Here is a 19423-nt window from a genome sequence, read left to right as displayed (position 1 = left end):
CAAGGAACGAGCATGTCCCTCGCCATTGTCCACAGCCGCGCCCAGATCGGCGTCGAAGCCCCTGCCGTCACCGTCGAAGTGCACATGGCCAATGGTCTGCCGTCGCTGACGCTGGTGGGCTTGCCGGAAACGGCGGTCAAGGAAAGCAAGGACCGCGTGCGCAGCGCGATCCTCAACTCCGCGCTTCAATACCCGTCCCGCCGCATCACCCTCAACCTCGCGCCCGCCGACTTGCCCAAGGACGGCGGGCGTTTTGACTTGGCGATTGCCCTGGGGATCCTGGCCGCCAGTGTGCAGGTGCCGGCGCTGATGCTCGATGACGTGGAGTGCCTTGGGGAGTTGGCGCTGTCCGGTGAAGTCCGGGCGGTGAAAGGTGTGTTGCCGGCCGCATTGGCGGCACGCAAGGCCGGGCGTACCCTGATAGTGCCGCGGGCGAATGCCGAGGAGGCGTGCCTGGCTTCAGGGTTGAAGGTGATCGCGGTGGATCACTTGCTGCAGGTGGTGGCGCACTTGAATGGGCATGTGCCGATTGAACCGTATAAGTCCGACGGCTTGCTGTACTTGAATAAGCCGTATCCAGACCTGAGTGAAGTCCAGGGCCAACTGGCGGCCAAGCGCGCGCTGCTGATCGCAGCGGCGGGCGCGCATAACCTGCTGTTCAGCGGGCCGCCGGGCACGGGAAAGACGTTGCTCGCCAGCCGACTGCCGGGGTTGTTGCCACCCCTGAGTGAACAGGAGGCGCTGGAAGTGGCTGCGATTCAGTCGGTCGTCAGCCTGGCACCGCTGAGCCATTGGCCGCACCGGCCGTTTCGCCAGCCACACCATTCCGCCTCAGGGCCAGCGCTGGTGGGAGGCGGCTCGAAACCGCAGCCGGGGGAGATCACCCTGGCCCATCACGGGGTGCTGTTCCTGGATGAGCTGCCGGAATTTGATCGCAAAGTGCTGGAGGTACTGCGTGAACCCTTGGAGTCGGGGCATATCGTGATCTCCCGCGCCCGTGACCGAGTGAGTTTCCCGGCGCGCTTTCAACTGGTGGCGGCCATGAACCCCTGCCCCTGCGGCTACCTGGGTGAACCCAGTGGGCGCTGTCGCTGTACGCCGGAGCAAATTCAGCGCTATCGCAACAAGCTGTCCGGGCCGTTGATGGATCGCATCGACCTGCACCTGACCGTTGCTCGGGAAACCACTGCGCTGAATCCAATCCAGCAGGCCGGCGATACCACAGCGAAGGCCTCGGCAGAGGTAGCCGAGGCACGGGAACGCCAGTTGCGGCGTCAGGGCTGCGCGAATGCCTTCCTTGACCTGCCTGGGCTACGCCGTCACTGCACGCTGGCAAAGGTCGATGAAGGCTGGCTGGAGACCGCCTGCGAGCGATTGACCCTGTCGCTGCGTGCGGCGCATCGGCTGCTCAAGGTGGCGCGGACCCTGGCGGATCTGGAGCAGGTTGATGCCATCACGCGCGACCATCTGAAGGAGGCCTTGCAATACCGCCCGGCGGCGATCACTTGAGCCTGGCGCAGAACCTGATGCGGGAGAGGGCTTGCTCCCACACTTGATCAACTGCGCCTGAAGGGCCGGTTTCAGCGGAACCGATCCACCTCATGCCGCAAGCCCGCCGCCAGGGTTTCGAGTTCCTTGGCGGTGATCGCCAGGTTCGACACCACTTCGCGCTGCTCGCTGTTGGCCAGCGCAATGCTCTGCAAATTGCTGCTGAGCAAGGTCGCGGTGCTGCTCTGCTCCTGGGTGGCGGTGGTGATCGCCGCGAACTGTTGACCGGCCGAGCGGCTTTGCTCGTCGATACGTGCCAACGCTGACGCCACGTCGGCGTTGCGTGACAGGCCTTCCTGCATCAGCGCATTGCCGTGTTCCATGGTGCTGATGGCGTTGCCGGTTTCGTGCTGGATGCTCTGGATCATCCCAGAGATCTCGTCGGTGGCCTGACGGGTGCGCGAAGCCAGGTTGCGTACTTCGTCCGCGACCACGGCGAAACCCCGGCCTTGCTCACCGGCCCGGGCGGCTTCGATGGCAGCGTTGAGCGCCAGCAGGTTGGTCTGTTCGGCGATCGAGGTGATCACACCGACGATCCCACCGATTTCCTGGGAGCGTTGGCCCAGGGTGTTGATCACCGTGGCCGTGCTGTTCAACGAGGTCGCGATATGTTCGAGGGACGACGAGGCTTCTTGCATCGAGTTACGGCCGATACGGGTTTGCTGGGCGTTTTCCTGGGCCAGGCGTTCCGTGGCGCCCATGTTGTCGGCGATGTTCAACGACGTGGCGCTGAACTCTTCTACCGCGCCGGCCATGCTGGTGATCTCGCCGGACTGCTGCTCCATGCCTTCGTAGGCACCGCCGGACAGACCGGACAATGCCTGGGCGCGGCTGTTGACCTCTTCAGCCGCCTTGCGGATATGCGAGACCATGGTCGACAGCGCTTCCCCCATCTGATTGAAGCTGCGTGCCAACTGGCCGATTTCGTCATGGCTGGACACGTTCAGACGCGCGCTCAAATCACCCGCGCCCAAGGCCTCGGCCTGGCGTACAAGGTCACTCAACGGCGCGAGTTTGCTGCGCAGCAGCCAGACCGTTGCGCCGACGGCCAGCAGCATGGCCAGCACGCTGCCGATCACGAGGCGAATGCCGACATCCCACGTCACCGAGCGAATCTCCGCTTTGGGCATGCTTGCGACCACAGCCCACGGCCCGCCTTCGAAGGGCACCGACACGCTGTAGAAGTCCTCGGTTTTGTCCGCCCAGAAGCGCCCCGTACCGGGGGTCTTGGCCAAGTCCGACATCACCGGCACCGCTTGGTCTGGCGCCTGTACGCCGGCCGGTGGTACCAGCCAGCGCTTTTGCTCGTCCAACAACGCCAGGGAACCCGTTTGGCCGATACGGAAGCGCTTGAGGTTTTCGAACTGGGCATTCTGCGCGTCGGTGTAGTCAAAACCGATGAACAGCACCGCAATGACTTTGCCGCTGGCGTCGCGCACCGGGCTGTATTGAGTCATGTAGGAGCGATCGAACAACACTGCGCGGCCGATGTAAGTCTGCCCACTGAACACACGCGAATAGGCCGGCCCATTGCGGTCAAGCACAGTGCCGATGGCGCGATTGCCGTCCTGTTTGGTCAGGGAGGTGCTGACGCGGATGAAGTCGTCGCCGCTGCGCACGAACACCGTCGCCACACCGCCGGACATCTGCTTGAACTCGTCGACTTTATCGAAGTTGTTGTTCAGCAGATCGCTGCCCAGGTACAAGCGCGGGGTCTGTACACCCGCGACGGCAACAGGTTGGTCCGCCTGCACGCGCAAGCCGGCACTGAAGCGCTTCTCGAAAAGCCCCGTCAGGCGCTGGGTACTCTCACGCAAGGTGCTGTGAAACGTATTGAGCTGGTCGGCGAGCAAGCGCGCCTCGCTGGCCAAGTGTTCCTCACGGGTCGCGAGGTTGGCGGTGTCGAGCGAACGCAGGGCAAAAACAGTGCTGCCACCAATGGCAACAGCAAGGATCACAGCTAACGCGATACCAAGCTGGGAGGCAATCCGGGCGCGAGGTTGAGACATGATGGCTCCTGGCCGAGGCCAGGATCATCCTGATCTCATAGCGCTGCTCGGCAAATTATCTAGTGGGTAACGTTGGTGCACGATGGTTCCAACACACCTACTTCGGCGGGCAGAGCCAATACTTGAGCGAATCACCGGGACATCGCGCAAACGATTGCAAGAGCGGCCTGCCGGCACTCAATCGAGACGTTCGACCTCGGGCAACGCCATGGCCTTGACTTCTGCCTGGAGAAACTCCGCCAAGCGCCGCAAACGCTCGCCGCCGGGGCGGGTTTTCGGCCAGACCAGGTAGTAATTTTCGCCACTGGCCACGGCGGTTGGCCACGGCAGGCTCAACCGCCCTTGGGCCACGTCTTCGGCCACCATCAACAGGTCGCCCATGGACACGCCATAGCCCCGCGCGGCGGCGATCATGCCCAGTTCGAGCGTATCGAATACCTGCCCACCCTTAAGCGACACTTGGGATGACAACCCCATGCGTTCCAACCAATTGCGCCAGTCGCGACGGTCAGGGGTGGGGTGCAGCAATTCGGCGGTGGCCAGGCGTGCTGCATCCCAGGGCCCATCTTCCAGCAGGTTCGGCGCACCTACCGGAATCAGCAATTCCGGGAATAGATAACTGGCCTCCCAGTCGGCCGGGAAATGCCCGTAACTCAGAAGCACCGCGCAGTCGAACGGCTCTTGGTTGAAGTCCACCTCGTCCACACTCATCCAGGCGCTGGTCAGTTGCACCTCATTGCCCGGCTGCAGCGCCCGGAAGCGACTGAGCCGCGCCAGCAGCCAACGCATGGTCAGGGTCGACGGCGCCTTCATACGCAGGATGTCATCTTCAGCGTTCAAGGTATGACAGGCCCGTTCCAGCGCGGCAAAGCCTTCCCGCACGCCGGGCAGCAGCAGGCGCGCGGCCTCGGTGAGCTGCAAGGTGCGGCCGCTGCGCTGGAACAGGCGGCAGGCGAAATGCTCTTCCAGCGTGCGGATATGCCGGCTCACCGCACTTTGAGTAATGGACAGTTCCTCCGCCGCGCGGGTGAAGGAGTTGTGTCGAGAGGCGGCTTCAAATGCACGCAAGGCATAAAGCGGAGGAAGACGACGGGACATAGGAAAAGCTCCGACAGCGCAATGCGCAAACCCTACCAGAATCAAGCCAGCATGAGTTTTAATCATGCGAGCGATCGCATTTATCCCTTTGTGCAATGCACTGAGAGCGCCGAGAATCCACCCTTCCCCACCCCTGCGAATTTTCGAGTGTGATGATCATGCAGCATCCGGCACGTACCGAACTCTGGGCCATTCTGCGGCTGTCAGGGCCGTTGATTGCCTCACAGTTGGCGCACATGCTGATGGTGCTGACCGACACCCTGATGATGGCCCGTCTGAGCCCCGAAGCCCTGGCCGGCGGTGGGCTGGGCGCGGCGAGCTATTCGTTCGTGTCGATTTTCTGCATCGGCGTGATTGCTGCCGTCGGTACCCTGGTGGCCATCCGTCAAGGCGCGGGCGATATCGAGGGCGCCACCCGCCTGACCCAGGCCGGGCTGTGGCTGGCCTGGCTGATGGCCTTGGCGGCCGGTTTGCTGTTGTGGAACCTCAAGCCGTTGCTGCTGATGTTTGGCCAGACCGAAACCAATGTTCACTCGGCCGGGCAATTCCTGACGATCCTGCCATTCGCCCTGCCCGGTTTCCTGAGCTTCATGGCCTTGCGCGGCTTCACCAGCGCAATTGGCAAAGCCAAGCCGGTGATGGTCATCAGCCTCGGCGGCGCGGTGGCCAACTACCTGCTCAACCACGCGTTGATCGAAGGCATGTTCGGCCTGCCGAAATTGGGCCTGATGGGCATCGGCCTGGTCACCGCCGTCGTCGCCAACGGCATGGCGTTGGCGCTGATGGGGTACATCCACAGGAACCGTGCCTATGCAGCCTACCCGCTCAGCACCGGCCTGCTGCGCCTCAATACCCAGTACCTGCGTGAGCTGTGGCGCCTGGGCCTGCCGATTGGCGGCACCTATGCCGTTGAAGTCGGGTTGTTTGCCTTTGCGGCGTTGTGCATGGGCACCATGGGCAGCACACAGTTGGCCGCGCATCAGGTTGCGCTGCAGATCGTCTCGGTGGCGTTCATGGTGCCGGCGGGGATGTCCTACGCGGTGACCATGCGCATCGGCCAGCATTACGGCGCCGGGCAGTTACTGCAGGCACGCCTGGCCGGGCGTGTCGGCATAGGATTTGGTGCGGCGGTGATGTTGGGATTTGCCGTGGTGTTATGGCTGTTTTCCGATCCGCTGATCGGACTGCTCATCGACCACCACAACCCGGCGTTCCATGACGTCATCGTCCTGGCCGTCAGCCTGCTCGCGGTGGCGGCATGGTTCGAGCTGTTCGACGGCGTGCAAACCATCGCCATGGGCTGCATTCGTGGGCTGAAAGACGCCAAGACCACCTTTCTGATCGGCGCGGGCTGCTATTGGTTGATTGGTGCGCCATCGGCCTGGCTGATGGCCTTCACCCTCGGCTGGGGGCCGACCGGCGTGTGGTGGGGTCTGGCACTGGGCCTGGCGTGTGCGGCAGTGAGTCTGACCTGGGCATTTGAGGCGAAGATGAAGCGCATGATTCGGCAAGAGCCTGACCCTCTAGGCTCATTTCAAGCCGCACAGGCAGACTAAAAGCCCAGCTCGGCTGATGTGGAAGGGGGCCTGCCTCCTCCCACATATTGATTGGGTTCGCACCTCAGCCCAGCAGCGCTTGCTGGCTTTTGCCGAAGGTCAGGTAGTCCACAAGCTCCGGCAACGGTAACGGCTTGCTGATCAGGTAACCCTGGGCCTGATCACAGCCGAACAACCGCAACAGCGCCAACTGCTCCGGCGTTTCCACACCTTCGGCGACCACTTCCAGGTTGAGGTTGTGAGCCAGGTTGATCATGGCATGCACCAGCTTGCGGTTTTCCTCGCGCTCTTCCATACCGCCGACGAAGCTCTTGTCGATCTTCAACAAGGCAATCGGCAGGCTGTTGAGGTGCACGAACGAAGAGAAACCCGTGCCGAAATCATCCAGGGAAAACCGCACACCGAGGCGGCCGAGGGCGTCCATGGTCTGCTTGACCAGATCACTGCGGCGCATCACGGCGGTTTCGGTGAGTTCGAACTCCAGCCACTGCGCCTCCACGCCACGCTCGGCAATCAGCCGGCTGAGGGTCGAGAGCAACTGGCTGTCCTGGAACTGGCGGAACGACAGGTTGACCGCCATGTGCAGCGGCGGCAGGCCGCGTTCGCGCAGGTCTTGCATGTCGCGCAGGGCCCGGGAGATGACCCAGTAGCCCAACGGCACGATCAAGCCGCTTTGCTCGGCCAGGGGCACGAACTCGCTGGGCGGCAACAGGCCACGCTCGCCATGGCGCCAGCGCACCAGGGCCTCGAGACCGACGATATGCCCATCGTCGAGGTCCAGGCGCGGCTGGTAATGCAGCTCCAATTCATCACGGCGCAAGGCACGGCGCAGTTCACTTTCCAGGTCGGCCAGGCTGCGCGCGTTGCGGTTGATGCGCTCGTTGAAGATATGAAAGGTACAGCCCTGGGTGCTCTTGGCCTGTTGCATGGCGATATGGGCGTGCCACATCAATGGGTCGGCACCGGCGCGGGCGCGGGCATGCGCCACCCCCAGGCTGCAACCGATCAGCAGGCTNGTCGATCAACAGGGCGAATTCATCGCTGCCCAGGCGTGCCAGTTGGTCCCCGGCCTCCAGCTGGCTCTTGAGCCGCGAGACCACTTGCAGGATCAGCCGGTCGCCGGCCTGGTGGCCGAGGGCGTCGTTGGCATGGCGGAAGTTATCGAGGTCCAAGTGGCCCAGCGCCAGGCCGCGCCCGTCATTCTCGGCGAGCCGCGCAGCCAGCAGGGTCTGAAAGCCCTGGCGGTTGGCGATACCGGTGAGCGGGTCCTGTTCGGCCAGGCGTTGCAGCGTGTTTTCCAGCAAACCACGCTCACGGACGTGGCGCAGGCAGCGGCGCAACGTATCGGCGTCCAATACATCGCGGACCAGCCAATCGCTGACACCCAGGGGCGACACCAGCGGTTCCTGCTCCAGCAGCAACACACACGGCAGGCTGCAACGGCCGGGGCCGGGTTGCAGGCTGGGCGTGGTTAACAACACGGCGCTGTGGTCGTCATCGAATAGACGGCTCACGGACTCCCAGTTTGGCGCGCTGATCAGCACAGCCCCATCGCCCATCGGCGCCAGGCACTCGCGCAATAACGCTGCCCACGCGGGCTCATCGGCCAGCAGCAGCAAACGCAAGGGTTCGACAGGCGTAGACAAGCTAGCTCCCTAGACTCTGCAAGATTTCGTTGGCGACGGGCATTATGACGTGCGGCCCGACAATCACCAATGATAGGGGTCATCAAACACGCGAACTGTAAACATTAGTCTCTAACAACCCGCACATCCTGCGGCAAAGTAACAAAACCGGCAAATTTAGATCGAGTGGTACGTCACACTGTCGTTCTGACAGGGCAGAATCCTGCCAGCCTGTTAAAATGCCCGCCCTTTTGAATAACGACTCCCTGAATTCCGTATGTCCCGACTCAATCCCCGGCAGCAAGAAGCCGTGAACTACGTCGGCGGCCCTCTATTGGTGCTCGCCGGTGCAGGCTCCGGCAAAACCAGTGTGATCACCCGCAAGATCGCGCACCTGATCCAGCAGTGCGGCATCCGCGCCCAGTACATCGTCGCCATGACCTTTACCAACAAGGCAGCGCGGGAAATGAAAGAGCGCGTCGGCACCCTGCTCAAGGGTGGCGAAGGCCGGGGCCTCACCGTGTGCACGTTCCACAACCTGGGCCTGAACATCATCCGCAAGGAGCATGCGCGGCTGGGCTACAAGCCGGGCTTCTCGATCTTCGACGAGACCGACGTGAAGTCGCTGATGACCGACATCATGCAAAAGGAATACGCAGGCGACGACGGCGTGGATGAGATCAAGAACATGATCGGCGCCTGGAAAAACGACCTGATCCTGCCCGCCCAGGCCCTGGAAAACGCACGCAACCCCAAGGAGCAGACCGCCGCCATCGTCTACACCCACTACCAGCGCACGCTCAAGGCGTTCAACGCGGTGGACTTCGACGACCTGATCCTGCTGCCGGTGAAGCTGTTCGAGGAACACGCCGACATCCTCGAAAAGTGGCAGAACAAGGTGCGCTACCTGCTGGTGGACGAATACCAGGACACCAACGCCAGCCAATACCTGCTGGTGAAAATGCTGATCGGCAAGCGCAACCAGTTCACCGTGGTAGGCGACGATGACCAGTCGATCTACGCCTGGCGCGGCGCCCGCCCGGAAAACCTGATGCTGCTCAAGGACGACTACCCGTCCTTGAAAGTGGTGATGCTGGAGCAGAACTACCGCTCCACCAGCCGCATCCTGCGCTGCGCCAACGTGCTGATCTCCAACAATCCACACGAATTTGAGAAACAGCTGTGGAGCGAGATGGGCCATGGCGACGAGATTCGCGTGATCCGCTGCCGCAACGAAGACGCCGAAGCTGAGCGCGTGGCCGTGGAAATCCTCAGCCTGCACTTGCGCACCGACCGGCCCTACAGCGATTTCGCGATCCTGTACCGCGGCAACTACCAGGCCAAGCTGATCGAGCTGAAATTGCAGCACCACCAGGTGCCGTATCGCCTGTCAGGCGGCAATAGCTTTTTCGGACGCCAGGAAGTCAAGGACCTGATGGCCTACTTCCGCTTGATCGTGAACCCGGACGACGACAACGCCTTCCTGCGCGTGATCAACGTGCCGCGCCGCGAAATCGGCTCCACCACCCTGGAAAAGCTCGGTAACTACGCCACTGAACGCAAGATCTCGATGTATGCCGCCACCGACGAAATCGGCCTGGGCGAACACCTGGACACGCGCTTCACCGATCGCCTGTCGCGCTTCAAGCGCTTCATGGACAAGGTGCGTGAGCAGTGCGCTGGCGAAGACCCGATCAGCGCCCTGCGCAGCATGGTCATGGACATCGACTACGAAAACTGGCTGCGCACCAACAGCTCCAGCGACAAGGCCGCGGACTACCGCATGGGCAACGTCTGGTTCCTGATCGAAGCCTTGAAGAACACCCTGGAAAAAGACGAAGACGGCGAGATGACCGTCGAAGACGCCATCGGCAAACTGGTGCTGCGCGACATGCTCGAGCGCCAGCAGGAAGAAGAAGACGGCGCCGAAGGTGTGCAGATGATGACCTTGCATGCATCCAAGGGCCTCGAATTTCCCTACGTGTTCATCATGGGCATGGAAGAGGAAATCCTCCCGCACCGCTCCAGCATCGAAGCCGACACCATCGAAGAAGAACGTCGCCTGGCCTACGTGGGCATCACCCGCGCGCGCCAGACACTGGCCTTCACCTTCGCCGCCAAGCGCAAGCAATACGGCGAAATCATCGATTGTGCCCCCAGCCGGTTCCTGGACGAGCTACCACCGGACGATCTGGCCTGGGAAGGCAATGACGACACCCCCACCGAGGTGAAGGCCGTTCGCGGCAACACCGCCTTGGCGGACATACGCGCGATGTTAAAGCGCTAGAATCGACTACTTTTTAATCTACTTTCGGCGCACACCGCGCCATTAGAGGAAGCTTTCCGTGGAAGCACTGCATAAGAAAATTCGCGAAGAAGGCATCGTGCTTTCCGATCAGGTACTCAAGGTCGACGCCTTTTTGAATCACCAGATCGACCCGGCACTGATGAAGCTGATCGGCGACGAATTCGCCGCGCTGTTCAAGGACTCGGGCATCACCAAGATCGTCACCATCGAAGCCTCGGGCATCGCCCCGGCGATCATGACCGGCTTGAACCTGGGCGTACCGGTGATCTTCGCGCGCAAGCAGCAATCCCTGACCCTGACCGAAAACCTGCTGTCGGCCACGGTGTATTCCTTCACCAAAAAAACCGAGAGCACCGTGGCGATCTCCCCACGCCACCTGACCAGCAGCGACCGCGTGCTGGTGATCGATGACTTCCTGGCGAACGGCAAGGCGTCCCAGGCGCTGATTTCGATCATCAAGCAGGCCGGCGCGACCGTGGCCGGCTTGGGGATTGTGATCGAGAAGTCGTTCCAGGGCGGCCGTGCGGAGCTGGATGCGCAGGGATACCGAGTGGAATCCCTGGCACGGGTCAAATCCCTCGCCGGTGGTGTGGTCACCTTCATCGAGTAATCGCAGCCCCACGCCTATCTTGTGTGGGCACGGTTAAAAGTGTGGGAGGGGGCTTGCCCCCGATCGCGGTGTATCAGTCACCCAATGGGTTGGCTGACCCACTGCTATCGGGAGCAAGCCCCCTCCCACATTTGGTTTTGTGTTGGTTTTTAGTATGCGGTGGCCTGGAGGCCGGCGAGCAGCAGCCGCTGATATAAATCTTCTTTCAAACCTTCCGGGTTATCCAACCGCATCCGCTTCAAATGCTCAGGAAACGCCTCCGGCTCCGGCGCATCCAACGCCGCCTTGCCCAATTCCAGAATCTCCGTGAGCTTGAACTTGCTCTTGAGCCAGTTCAGCGCCCGCAGCAAATCGCGCTCCTCATCCGTAAAGTCGCTGCCCAGCGGATACTCCGGAAACAGCCGACGATGGCGCGCTTGAATGGCCTGAAGCCGCTCCGGCGTGTTATCGGCGAAGCGCGGATCCAGCTGGAAACCCTTGGGCAGCTTGCCGGCCTTTTGCGCCTGCTCGATCAAATCGTCCTGGAACCGTGAGTCGGTGATATTGAGCAACGCCTCGATCACCTTGGCATCCGTCTGACCCCGCAGATCGGCAATGCCGTACTCGGTGATGACAATGTCCCGCAGGTGTCGAGGAATCGTGCAGTGCCCGTAGTCCCACACGATGTTGGAACTGACCTCCCCCGCCGACTCGCGCCAACTGCGCAAAATCAGGATCGACCGCGCGCCTTCCAGCGCATGGCCTTGGGCAACAAAGTTGTACTGCCCGCCCACGCCGCTGAGTACGCGACCGTCCTCCAGTTGATCGGCAACGCCGGCACCGAGCAAGGTGACGATGATCGCGCTGTTGATAAACCGTGCGTCCAGGCGTTGCAGGCGCTTGAGTGCTTCCTGGCCGTACAGCTCGTTGATGTAGCTGATGCGGGTCATGTTGAATTCAAGACGCTTGGCGTGGGTCATTTCCTGCAGGCGCTGGTAAAAACTTCTCGGGCCCAGGAAGAATCCGCCGTGGATGGAGATGCCGTCGGGCTGTGCGGCGTCGTCGAGCGTGCCGGCGTTAGCCTGTTCCTGCGTTGCCACATCCGGGTAGACCTTGCGGCGGATAATCCCCGCGTCCGCCAGCACCAACAGGCCGTTGACGAACATTTCGCTGCAACCGTAGAGGCCACGGGCGAAGGGGTCGACGCCGCCTTCTCGGCTGATCAACGGTGCCCACTGGTACACATCGAGGTCGGTCAGCAGCAATCGATAGGCTTCGTTGTCGGCCTGGCGCGCCAACAGCGCGGCCGTCAGCGCATCCCCCATGGAGCCGATGCCGATCTGCAAGGTGCCGCCATCGCGCACCAGGGTGCTGGCATGCAGGCCGATAAAGTGGTCCTGGAAACCCACCGGCATATTCGGCGTCGAGAACAGCGTGGTGCTGTCTTTTTCATCGAGCAGGTAGTCGAAGGCGTCCATGCCCAACTCGGCATCCCCTGGCATGTAGGGCAAATCGCTGTGGACCTGGCCGACGATCAGCACGGTTTCACCGGCCTCACGGCGCTTGGCGATCATGGGCAGCAGGTCGAGGGTGATATCCGGGTTGCAGCTCAGGCTCAGGCGATCAGGATGCTCGGCGCTGCTGGCAACCAATTGCGCCACCAGGTTCAAGCCGGCTGCGTTGATGTCGCGGGCGGCGTGGCTGTAGTTGCTGCTGACGTAGTCCTGCTGCGCCGACTCGCTGTGGAGCAGGCTGCCAGGCTGCATGAAGAACTGCTGTACGTGGATATTTTTTGGAAGCGTGTCTTTGTGCAGGTCGGCGAGGAAATCCAGCTCGGGGTAATCGCCAAACACCCGCTCGATAAAAGGTTCGAGAAAGCGTTTCTGCAAGCCATCGCCCAGCGTTGGCCGGCCCAGGCTCAAGGCGGTGTAGATCGTCAGCGACCGCTCCGGCAATTTGGCGATGCGCCGGTACAGCGCGTTGGCGAACAGGTTCGGCTTGCCCAGCCCAAGCGGCATGCCCATGTGGATATGCGCCGGCAACCGTTCCAGTACGTCGTCAACTGCTTGCTCGATTGAACACAACTGCACCATCCGACCCTCCTGAACATTCCATGATTAGGGGTTGGACCGAGCTTGCAGGGTCTTTGCTGCAAAGAACAGTGTTGAAACACAAATCGCGGCCACAAAAAAGCCGCCCGTAAGCGGCTTTTTGGCGAAGATTGGTTTATTTCAAACCCGACATCTTCTCGATCGCACCTTTCAGGTCATCATCCGAGCAATCAGAGCACGTGCCTTTTGGCGGCATGGCATTGATGCCCGTGATCGCCTTGGCCAGGATCCCATCCAGGCCGCCTTGATGGTCGGCGCGCTCTTTCCAGGCGGCGGTATCGCCGATTTTCGGCGCGCCCAACAGGCCCGTACCGTGGCAAGCGTTGCAGTGCTTGGCGATGATCTCATCCGGCGTCTTCGCCGCGCCGCCGCCGGCGGCTACCGCCACTTCCATGCCCTTGCATTCCTGGCCCTGGACGCAAACCTGACCCACAGGCTCCAGGCGCTTGGCAATGTCGTCGTTGGTCGCAGCTTGAGCGCTGACAGCCCATAGGGCCAGTACGGTTGCTGGTGCAGCCAGCATTTTCATAATTAGGTTCACGCGTTCACCCTCAATGGTGGCTATTCACGCCTGCGGCCACGGTTTCGCAGGCGGCGAAAGTATAACGGTTAGCCCGCCTGGCCGAAACAACCCTATTAAATAAAGGGAGATTCAGCCTCGCGGATTACAGCTGCGGGAACCTCTGCAACGCTGGCAGGGCGCCTCTATTCTTAAAAGTTCGCGGGCGTGGCTGCGCTGATTAGTCGCGCCGGCACATCGAACGGGTTACGAAAACGATGCGGCTTGGTGCTTTCAAAGTAGTAGCTATCGCCGGCTTCGAGCACAAAAGTTTCAAGACCGACCACCAACTCCAAGCGACCTTCCACCAAAATCCCGGTTTCTTCGCCTTCGTGGGTGAGCATTTCTTCGCCCGTGTCGGCGCCCGGTGGGTAGATCTCGTTGAGAAATGCAATCGCCCGGCTGGGGTGCGCGCGGCCTACCAGTTTCATGGTGACGGCGCCGTCAGAGATATCGATGAGCTCATTGGCTTTATAGACGATCTGCGTCGGTATTTCCTGGAGGATCTCCTCGGAAAAGAACTCGACCATCGACATTGGGATGCCGCCCAGCACCTTGCGCAAGGAGCTGATCGAGGGGCTGACGCTGTTTTTTTCGATCATCGAAATGGTGCTGTTGGTGACACCCGCGCGCTTGGCGAGCTCGCGCTGGGAAAGACCCTTCAGTTTACGGATGGATTGCAGTCGTTCGCCGACGTCCAATGCAGGAGCCTCCTAGGATTCAGGCTTTGTTGTAATTGAGCGTTATCATGGCGACAGCGTTCAGTATTTACAACACTTGGGCCTAAATCCCAGGCGGTTGGGTTCGTACCTGGCGATCAAGCGCCGGAATAGAGCCTTGGCACGCGGCGCAGGTTGCAGAAAATCTGGTAGGGAATGGTCTCGGCGGCGGTGGCGATATCACTGGCGAGGATGTTTTTGCCCCACAACTCCACCGTGGCACCGAGGCCGGCCTGAGGCACGTCCGTCAGGTCGACGCACAGCATGTCCATGGAGACACGGCCCAATAGTTGGCTGCGCTGCCCGGCGACCAGTACCGGCGTGCCGGTGGGGGCGTGACGCGGGTAGCCGTCGGCATAGCCCATGGCGACCACACCGATGCGCATCGGTTTTGGCGTGATGAACTTGGCGCCATAACCCACCGGCTCACCGGCCGGCAGTTCGCGCACGCAGATAACCTTGGATTCCAGGGTCATCACCGGCTGCAAACGCGCGGCGAGGGCGTGGTCTTCGCCAAACGGCGTGGCGCCGTAAAGCATGATGCCCGGGCGCACCCAGTCGCTGGACACACTCGGCCAGCCCAGCACCGACGGCGAATTGCGCAAGCTGACCTCGGCCGAAAGGCCCTGGCGCGCCGCCTCAAACACCGCGACTTGTTCATCGCTGCTGACGCAATCGAGCTCATCGGCGCGGGCGAAGTGGCTCATCAACACGATCTTGGCCACTTTTCCGCTGGCCAACAGGCGCTGGTACGCCTCGTGGAAATCCTTGGGGTGCAGGCCGACACGGTGCATGCCCGAATCCAGCTTGAGCCAGACGGTCAGCGGCGCACGCAACTTCGCCTGCTCAATCGCTTCCAGTTGCCACAGCGAATGCACCACGCACCACAAATCGTGCTCGAGGATCAGCGGCAGCTCGTCGGCCTCGAAAAAACCTTCCAGCAGCAGCACCGGCGCACGAATCCCGGCGGCGCGCAGCTCCAAAGCCTCTTCGATGCACGCCACGGCAAACCCATCGGCGTCGGCTTCCAACGCCTGGGCCACGCGCACGGCACCGTGGCCATAGGCGTCGGCCTTGACCACGGCAAGGGCCTTGGCCCCCGTGACTTCACGGGCCAGTTGGTAGTTGTGACGCAGGGCTTGGAGGTCGATCAGGGCACGGGCAGGACGCATGGCGGCACGCTTCTAGGCAGCAAAGTGAAGAAAAAACCGGCACCCACCGACGGCTTCGGCACCGGAAGAAGGATCGTTGTTTAAGGCAAAGCCGCCACGACAGACAGCTCTACCAGGATTTCCGGTTCGCACAGCTTGGCTTCCACCGTGGCGCGGGCCGGGGCGACGCCTTTGGGCAGCCACTTGTCCCATACCGCGTTCATGCCGGCGAAATCGGCGTCGATGTCTTTCAGGTAGATCGTCACCGACAGCAATTTGGATTTGTCGGTACCGGCCAGGTCCAGCAAACGCTCGATATTGACCAGGGTTTCACGGGTCTGCTGCTCAATCCCGGCACTCATGTCGTCGCCGACTTGGCCTGCCAGATACACGGTACCGCTGTGGACAACGATCTGGCTCATGCGCTCATTGGTGAGCTGGCGCTGGATTGACATGTTTTGCGGACTCCTGGTGGTTGCCATAACGGGAAATATCGAGGCCTTCGGCGCTGATCTGCGGGGTTCTCTTCGCCATCAGGTCGGCCAGCAAACGACCGGAACCACACGCCATGGTCCAACCGAGGGTGCCATGGCCGGTATTCAGGAACAGGTTCTTGAATGGGGTGGCACCGACAATCGGCGTGCCGTCGGGTGTGGTCGGGCGCAGGCCGGTCCAGAAGGTGGCTGCGGACAGATCGCCGCCCTGAGGATAAAGGTCGTTGACGATCATCTCCAGGGTTTCGCGCCGACGCGGGTTAAGCGACAGGTCAAAACCGGCTATTTCAGCCATGCCACCGACGCGAATGCGGTTGTCGAAGCGGGTGATCGCGACCTTGTAGGTCTCGTCGAGGATGGTCGACGTCGGCGCCATTGCCGAATGGATAATCGGCACGGTCAGCGAGTAACCCTTGAGCGGGTATACCGGTGCCTTGATTCCCAGCGGCTTGAGCAGCTTCGGCGAGTAGCTGCCGAGGGCCAGCACGTAGCGGTCGGCGGTTTCCAGCTTGCCGTCGATCCACACGCCGTTGATGCGGTCGCCCGCGTAGTCGAGGCGCTGGATGTCTTGTTCAAAGCGGAATTCAACGCCCAATTGCTTGCACATGTCGGCCAGGCGGGTGGTGAACATCTGGCAGTCACCCGTCTGATCGTTGGGCAATCGCAGGGCACCGGCGAGGATATCGGTCACGCTGGCCAGGGCCGGCTCAACGCGGGCAATGCCGGCGCGGTCGAGCAGCTCGAACGGCACACCGGATTCCTTCAACACGGCGATGTCTTTAGCGGCACCGTCGAGCTGAGCCTGGGTGCGGAAGAGTTGGGTAGTCCCGAGGCTGCGGCCTTCGTAGGCAATGCCGGTCTCGGTGCGCAATTCGTCGAGGCAGTCACGGCTGTATTCGGACAGGCGCACCATCCGCTCCTTGTTCACCGCGTAACGGCTGGCGGTGCAGTTGCGCAGCATCTGCGCCATCCACAGGTATTGGTCGATATCGGCGGTGGCCTTGATCGCCAGCGGCGCGTGACGCTGCAGCAGCCACTTGATGGCCTTGAGCGGCACGCCCGGTGCGGCCCATGGCGAGGCGTAGCCTGGGGACACCTGGCCGGCGTTGGCGAAACTGGTTTCCATGGCAGCGGCGGGTTGACGGTCGACGACGACCACTTCAAAGCCGGCCCGCGCCAAATAGTAGGCACTGGTCACCCCAATGACGCCGCTACCCAAGACCAGAACGCGCATTTTTATATCCTCATCGCGGGCATGGCCGCTGACGTGTGTTATTCGAGCAATGATGAGCGCAGTGTAAAAAACAATTGCCAGTGCATTTCACTATATAACTGCCTATATTTGGCGACAATTCTCGGCAAAAACCCTTTTCACAGAGGCGTATCCCCTATGCGTACCAACACCCAGACCAAGCGCGAGCTGGACAAGATTGATCGCAACATCCTGCGCATCCTGCAAACCGATGGACGTATTTCGTTCACGGAGTTGGGGGAAAAGGTCGGGCTGTCGACCACGCCGTGTACCGAGCGCGTGCGTCGGCTGGAGCGTGAAGGGATCATCATGGGCTACAACGCGCGGCTCAACCCCCAGCATTTAAAGGGCAGTTTGCTGGTATTTGTCGAGATCAGCCTCGATTACAAATCCGGCGACACCTTTGAAGAGTTCCGTCGCGCGGTACTGAAACTGCCGCACGTGCTGGAGTGCCACCTGGTGTCCGGGGACTTCGACTACCTGGTGAAGGCGCGGATTTCCGAGATGGCCTCGTACCGCAAATTGCTTGGCGATATCCTGCTCAAACTGCCCCATGTGCGGGAATCGAAGAGCTATATCGTGATGGAAGAGGTGAAGGAGAGCCTAAACCTGCCGATCCCTGATTGAATCGAGCACAACCGTTAGACGAGTACCTGCCGGGTGCTGGCCATGTATTCATGGATCTGTTTTTCCACCCGCGGGTGAATCAGCTCAACAGGCCCGCGCCCATTGGGGCACGGCAGGGTCTTTGTCGTGCCGAACAGCCTGCAGATCAGCGGGCGCTCGTCATACACGGTGCAGCCCTTAGGCCCCAGGTGCACGCAATTCAACTCGTCCATGGCCGCGTCCTGCTCGGCCGCCGTCTTACGCGGAAGGCGCGACATTTCCTCGGGCGAAGTCGTCACTGGCCCACAGCAATCGTGGCAACCGGGAACGCACTCGAACGAAGGAATCTGCCTGCGCAGCGCGCTGATTTTCTGGCTGTTGCAACTCATCGAAACACGTACCGAACGGCGAATAGACGTGGATTCTGCCGCAAAACGCCCTGCGCAGACAGCTTCGTCCGACCGCTGTATCCTGCGTCAAATTTTCCAAACAGGGATGCTCCCCATGACCGCCAGCGCCCGGCACACCACTTCCTACTACGCGGCCAGCAGCGTGCCGCACCCCGATTACCCGGTACTGACCGGCGAGAACACGGCGGATGTGTGCGTGGTAGGCGGTGGTTTTTCCGGGCTCAACACGGCTTTGGAGCTGGCCGAACGCGGTTTCAGCGTGGTGTTGCTGGAAGCGCGCAAAATCGGCTGGGGCGCCAGCGGGCGTAACGGCGGCCAGTTGATTCGCGGCGTGGGCCACGGCCTGGACCAGTTCGCCAAGGTGATCGGGACCGAGGGCGTGCGCGAGATGAAGCTGATGGGCCTGGAAGCCGTGGAGATCGTGCGCGAGCGCGTCGAGCGCTTTCAGATCCCTTGCGACCTGACCTGGGGTTACTGCGACCTCGCCAACAGACCTCGCGACCTGCAAGGCCTGGCCGAAGACGCCGCAGAACTGCGCAGCCTCGGCTATCGCCATGAAGTGCGCCTGCTGCAGGCCAGCGAGATGAGCAGCGTAATCGGCTCCGACCGCTACGTGGGCGGTATGATCGACATGGGCTCCGGCCACTTGCACCCGCTCAACCTGGCCCTCGGCGAAGCCGCCGCGGCGCAGCAATTGGGCGTAAAGTTGTTCGAACAGTCCGAAGTCACGCGCATCGACTACGGCCCCGAGGTCAACGTGCATACCGCTCAGGGCAATGTACGCGCCAAGACCCTGGTACTCGCCTGCAATGCCTACCTCAATGACCTCAACCCACACCTGAGCGGCAAAGTGCTGCCCGCCGGCAGCTACATCATCGCCACTGAGCCGTTGAGCGAAGCCCAGGCCGCCAACCTGCTGCCACAGAACATGGCGGTGTGCGACCAGCGCGTGACCGTGGACTACTTCCGACTGTCTGCCGACCGCCGATTGCTGTTCGGCGGCGCGTGCCACTACTCCGGTCGCGACCCCAAGGACATCGGCGCGTACATGCGTCCGAAGATGCTGCAGGTGTTCCCGCAACTGGCCGATGTAAAAATCGATTACCAATGGGGCGGCATGATCGGCATCGGCGCCAACCGCCTACCGCAGATTGGCCGACTGGCCGACCAACCCAACGTGTATTACGCCCAGGCCTACGCCGGCCATGGCCTCAACGCCACGCACCTGGCGGGCAAGCTGCTGGCCGAAGCCATCAGTGGCCAACAACAGGCGCGCTTTGATCTGTTCGCCCAGGTGCCGCACCTCACCTTCCCCGGCGGCAAGCACCTGCGCTCGCCACTGCTGGCATTGGGGATGCTCTGGCATAGGCTCAAAGAGCGGGTGTGAA

The 19423-nt window shown here is 61.7% G+C and carries 15 protein-coding genes and 1 pseudogene; 6 read left to right on the top strand and 10 right to left on the bottom strand.

Going from position 1 to position 19423, the window contains the following annotated elements:
- The first annotated feature begins 12 nt into the window (after positions 1-12).
- Complete coding sequence (locus AO064_RS10820; protein WP_064053263.1) at positions 13-1509, top strand: YifB family Mg chelatase-like AAA ATPase; 1497 nt, start codon at positions 13-15, stop codon at positions 1507-1509.
- A 71-nt stretch (positions 1510-1580) separates the two neighbouring features.
- On the opposite strand, the gene AO064_RS10815 is transcribed toward AO064_RS10820, so the two are convergent.
- Together AO064_RS10815 and AO064_RS10810 are read right to left on the bottom strand one after the other, a co-directional pair.
- On the bottom strand, positions 1581-3557 hold the full coding sequence (locus AO064_RS10815; protein ID WP_064053262.1) for a methyl-accepting chemotaxis protein: 1977 nt from the start codon (positions 3555-3557) through the stop codon (positions 1581-1583).
- Positions 3558-3734: 177 nt separating this feature from the next.
- Positions 3735-4655: a LysR substrate-binding domain-containing protein gene (locus AO064_RS10810; RefSeq protein WP_015886511.1), complete on the bottom strand. Its 921-nt coding sequence runs from the start codon at positions 4653-4655 to the stop codon at positions 3735-3737.
- A gap of 152 nt (positions 4656-4807) precedes the next feature.
- Between AO064_RS10810 and AO064_RS10805 the strand changes: the two genes are divergently transcribed.
- On the top strand, positions 4808-6211 hold the full coding sequence (locus tag AO064_RS10805) for a NorM family multidrug efflux MATE transporter (protein WP_064053261.1): 1404 nt from the start codon (positions 4808-4810) through the stop codon (positions 6209-6211).
- Positions 6212-6275: 64 nt separating this feature from the next.
- Here the strand turns inward: AO064_RS10805 and AO064_RS10800 are convergent.
- Positions 6276-7857 (bottom strand): annotated as a pseudogene (locus AO064_RS10800) (putative bifunctional diguanylate cyclase/phosphodiesterase).
- Between the two features lie 256 nt (positions 7858-8113).
- On the opposite strand from AO064_RS10800, the gene rep reads away from it, so the two are divergent.
- Together rep and AO064_RS10790 are read left to right on the top strand one after the other, a co-directional pair.
- Positions 8114-10123, top strand: coding sequence for a DNA helicase Rep (gene rep, locus AO064_RS10795; protein WP_015886514.1), 2010 nt, complete (start codon positions 8114-8116; stop codon positions 10121-10123).
- Between the two features lie 58 nt (positions 10124-10181).
- Positions 10182-10754 (top strand): xanthine phosphoribosyltransferase, encoded by a 573-nt coding sequence (locus AO064_RS10790; RefSeq protein ID WP_003195447.1) that lies wholly within the window; start codon positions 10182-10184, stop codon positions 10752-10754.
- Positions 10755-10903: 149 nt separating this feature from the next.
- On the opposite strand, the gene AO064_RS10785 is transcribed toward AO064_RS10790, so the two are convergent.
- From AO064_RS10785 to dadA, 6 genes are all read right to left on the bottom strand, one after another.
- Positions 10904-12826 (bottom strand): acetyl-CoA hydrolase/transferase C-terminal domain-containing protein, encoded by a 1923-nt coding sequence (locus tag AO064_RS10785; protein WP_064053260.1) that lies wholly within the window; start codon positions 12824-12826, stop codon positions 10904-10906.
- 133 nt (positions 12827-12959) lie between these two features.
- On the bottom strand, positions 12960-13373 hold the full coding sequence (locus AO064_RS10780) for a c-type cytochrome (protein WP_016975909.1): 414 nt from the start codon (positions 13371-13373) through the stop codon (positions 12960-12962).
- Between the two features lie 182 nt (positions 13374-13555).
- Positions 13556-14104: a cupin domain-containing protein gene (locus tag AO064_RS10775; RefSeq protein WP_003176893.1), complete on the bottom strand. Its 549-nt coding sequence runs from the start codon at positions 14102-14104 to the stop codon at positions 13556-13558.
- 116 nt (positions 14105-14220) lie between these two features.
- Positions 14221-15294, bottom strand: coding sequence for an alanine racemase (gene alr / locus AO064_RS10770; RefSeq protein WP_064053259.1), 1074 nt, complete (start codon positions 15292-15294; stop codon positions 14221-14223).
- Between the two features lie 80 nt (positions 15295-15374).
- Complete coding sequence (locus tag AO064_RS10765) at positions 15375-15728, bottom strand: RidA family protein (RefSeq protein WP_046034864.1); 354 nt, start codon at positions 15726-15728, stop codon at positions 15375-15377.
- Positions 15700-17001, bottom strand: coding sequence for a D-amino acid dehydrogenase (gene dadA, locus AO064_RS10760; RefSeq protein WP_064053258.1), 1302 nt, complete (start codon positions 16999-17001; stop codon positions 15700-15702). Before dadA ends, AO064_RS10765 begins: the two co-directional genes overlap by 29 nt.
- 156 nt (positions 17002-17157) lie before the next feature.
- Here dadA and AO064_RS10755 point away from each other — a divergent pair, with 156 nt between their 5' ends.
- Complete coding sequence (locus AO064_RS10755) at positions 17158-17646, top strand: Lrp/AsnC ligand binding domain-containing protein (RefSeq protein WP_003176896.1); 489 nt, start codon at positions 17158-17160, stop codon at positions 17644-17646.
- A gap of 14 nt (positions 17647-17660) precedes the next feature.
- Here the strand turns inward: AO064_RS10755 and AO064_RS10750 are convergent, their stop codons facing one another.
- On the bottom strand, positions 17661-18014 hold the full coding sequence (locus AO064_RS10750; protein WP_015886520.1) for a YkgJ family cysteine cluster protein: 354 nt from the start codon (positions 18012-18014) through the stop codon (positions 17661-17663).
- A 115-nt stretch (positions 18015-18129) separates the two neighbouring features.
- On the opposite strand from AO064_RS10750, the gene AO064_RS10745 reads away from it, so the two are divergent.
- Entirely contained in the window at positions 18130-19422 is a 1293-nt protein-coding gene (locus AO064_RS10745) for an NAD(P)/FAD-dependent oxidoreductase (protein ID WP_064053257.1), read from the top strand.
- Position 19423: the final 1 nt, after the last annotated feature.

Origin of the sequence: Pseudomonas marginalis, assembly GCF_001645105.1 — a bacterium.
Classification (GTDB): Bacteria; Pseudomonadota; Gammaproteobacteria; order Pseudomonadales; family Pseudomonadaceae; genus Aquipseudomonas; species Aquipseudomonas petroselini.
The sequence above is the reverse complement of the archived record's forward strand: the minus strand, read 5'-3'. Positions and strand labels throughout refer to the sequence as shown.

Bases quoted from the DNA above. Each gene is read 5' to 3' on its own strand.
- AO064_RS10810 (WP_015886511.1), bottom strand. From the start codon at position 4,655: ATGTCCCGTCGTCTTCCTCCGCTTTATGCCTTGCGTGCATTTGAAGCC.
- alr (WP_064053259.1), bottom strand. From the start codon at position 15,294: ATGCGTCCTGCCCGTGCCCTGATCGACCTCCAAGCCCTGCGTCACAAC.
- AO064_RS10820 (WP_064053263.1), top strand. From the start codon at position 13: ATGTCCCTCGCCATTGTCCACAGCCGCGCCCAGATCGGCGTCGAAGCC.
- rep (WP_015886514.1), top strand. From the start codon at position 8,114: ATGTCCCGACTCAATCCCCGGCAGCAAGAAGCCGTGAACTACGTCGGC.
- AO064_RS10755 (WP_003176896.1), top strand. From the start codon at position 17,158: ATGCGTACCAACACCCAGACCAAGCGCGAGCTGGACAAGATTGATCGC.
- dadA (WP_064053258.1), bottom strand. From the start codon at position 17,001: ATGCGCGTTCTGGTCTTGGGTAGCGGCGTCATTGGGGTGACCAGTGCC.
- AO064_RS10815 (WP_064053262.1), bottom strand. From the start codon at position 3,557: ATGTCTCAACCTCGCGCCCGGATTGCCTCCCAGCTTGGTATCGCGTTA.
- AO064_RS10805 (WP_064053261.1), top strand. From the start codon at position 4,808: ATGATCATGCAGCATCCGGCACGTACCGAACTCTGGGCCATTCTGCGG.
- AO064_RS10750 (WP_015886520.1), bottom strand. From the start codon at position 18,014: ATGAGTTGCAACAGCCAGAAAATCAGCGCGCTGCGCAGGCAGATTCCT.
- AO064_RS10780 (WP_016975909.1), bottom strand. From the start codon at position 13,373: ATGAAAATGCTGGCTGCACCAGCAACCGTACTGGCCCTATGGGCTGTC.
- AO064_RS10765 (WP_046034864.1), bottom strand. From the start codon at position 15,728: ATGTCAATCCAGCGCCAGCTCACCAATGAGCGCATGAGCCAGATCGTT.
- AO064_RS10745 (WP_064053257.1), top strand. From the start codon at position 18,130: ATGACCGCCAGCGCCCGGCACACCACTTCCTACTACGCGGCCAGCAGC.
- AO064_RS10785 (WP_064053260.1), bottom strand. From the start codon at position 12,826: ATGGTGCAGTTGTGTTCAATCGAGCAAGCAGTTGACGACGTACTGGAA.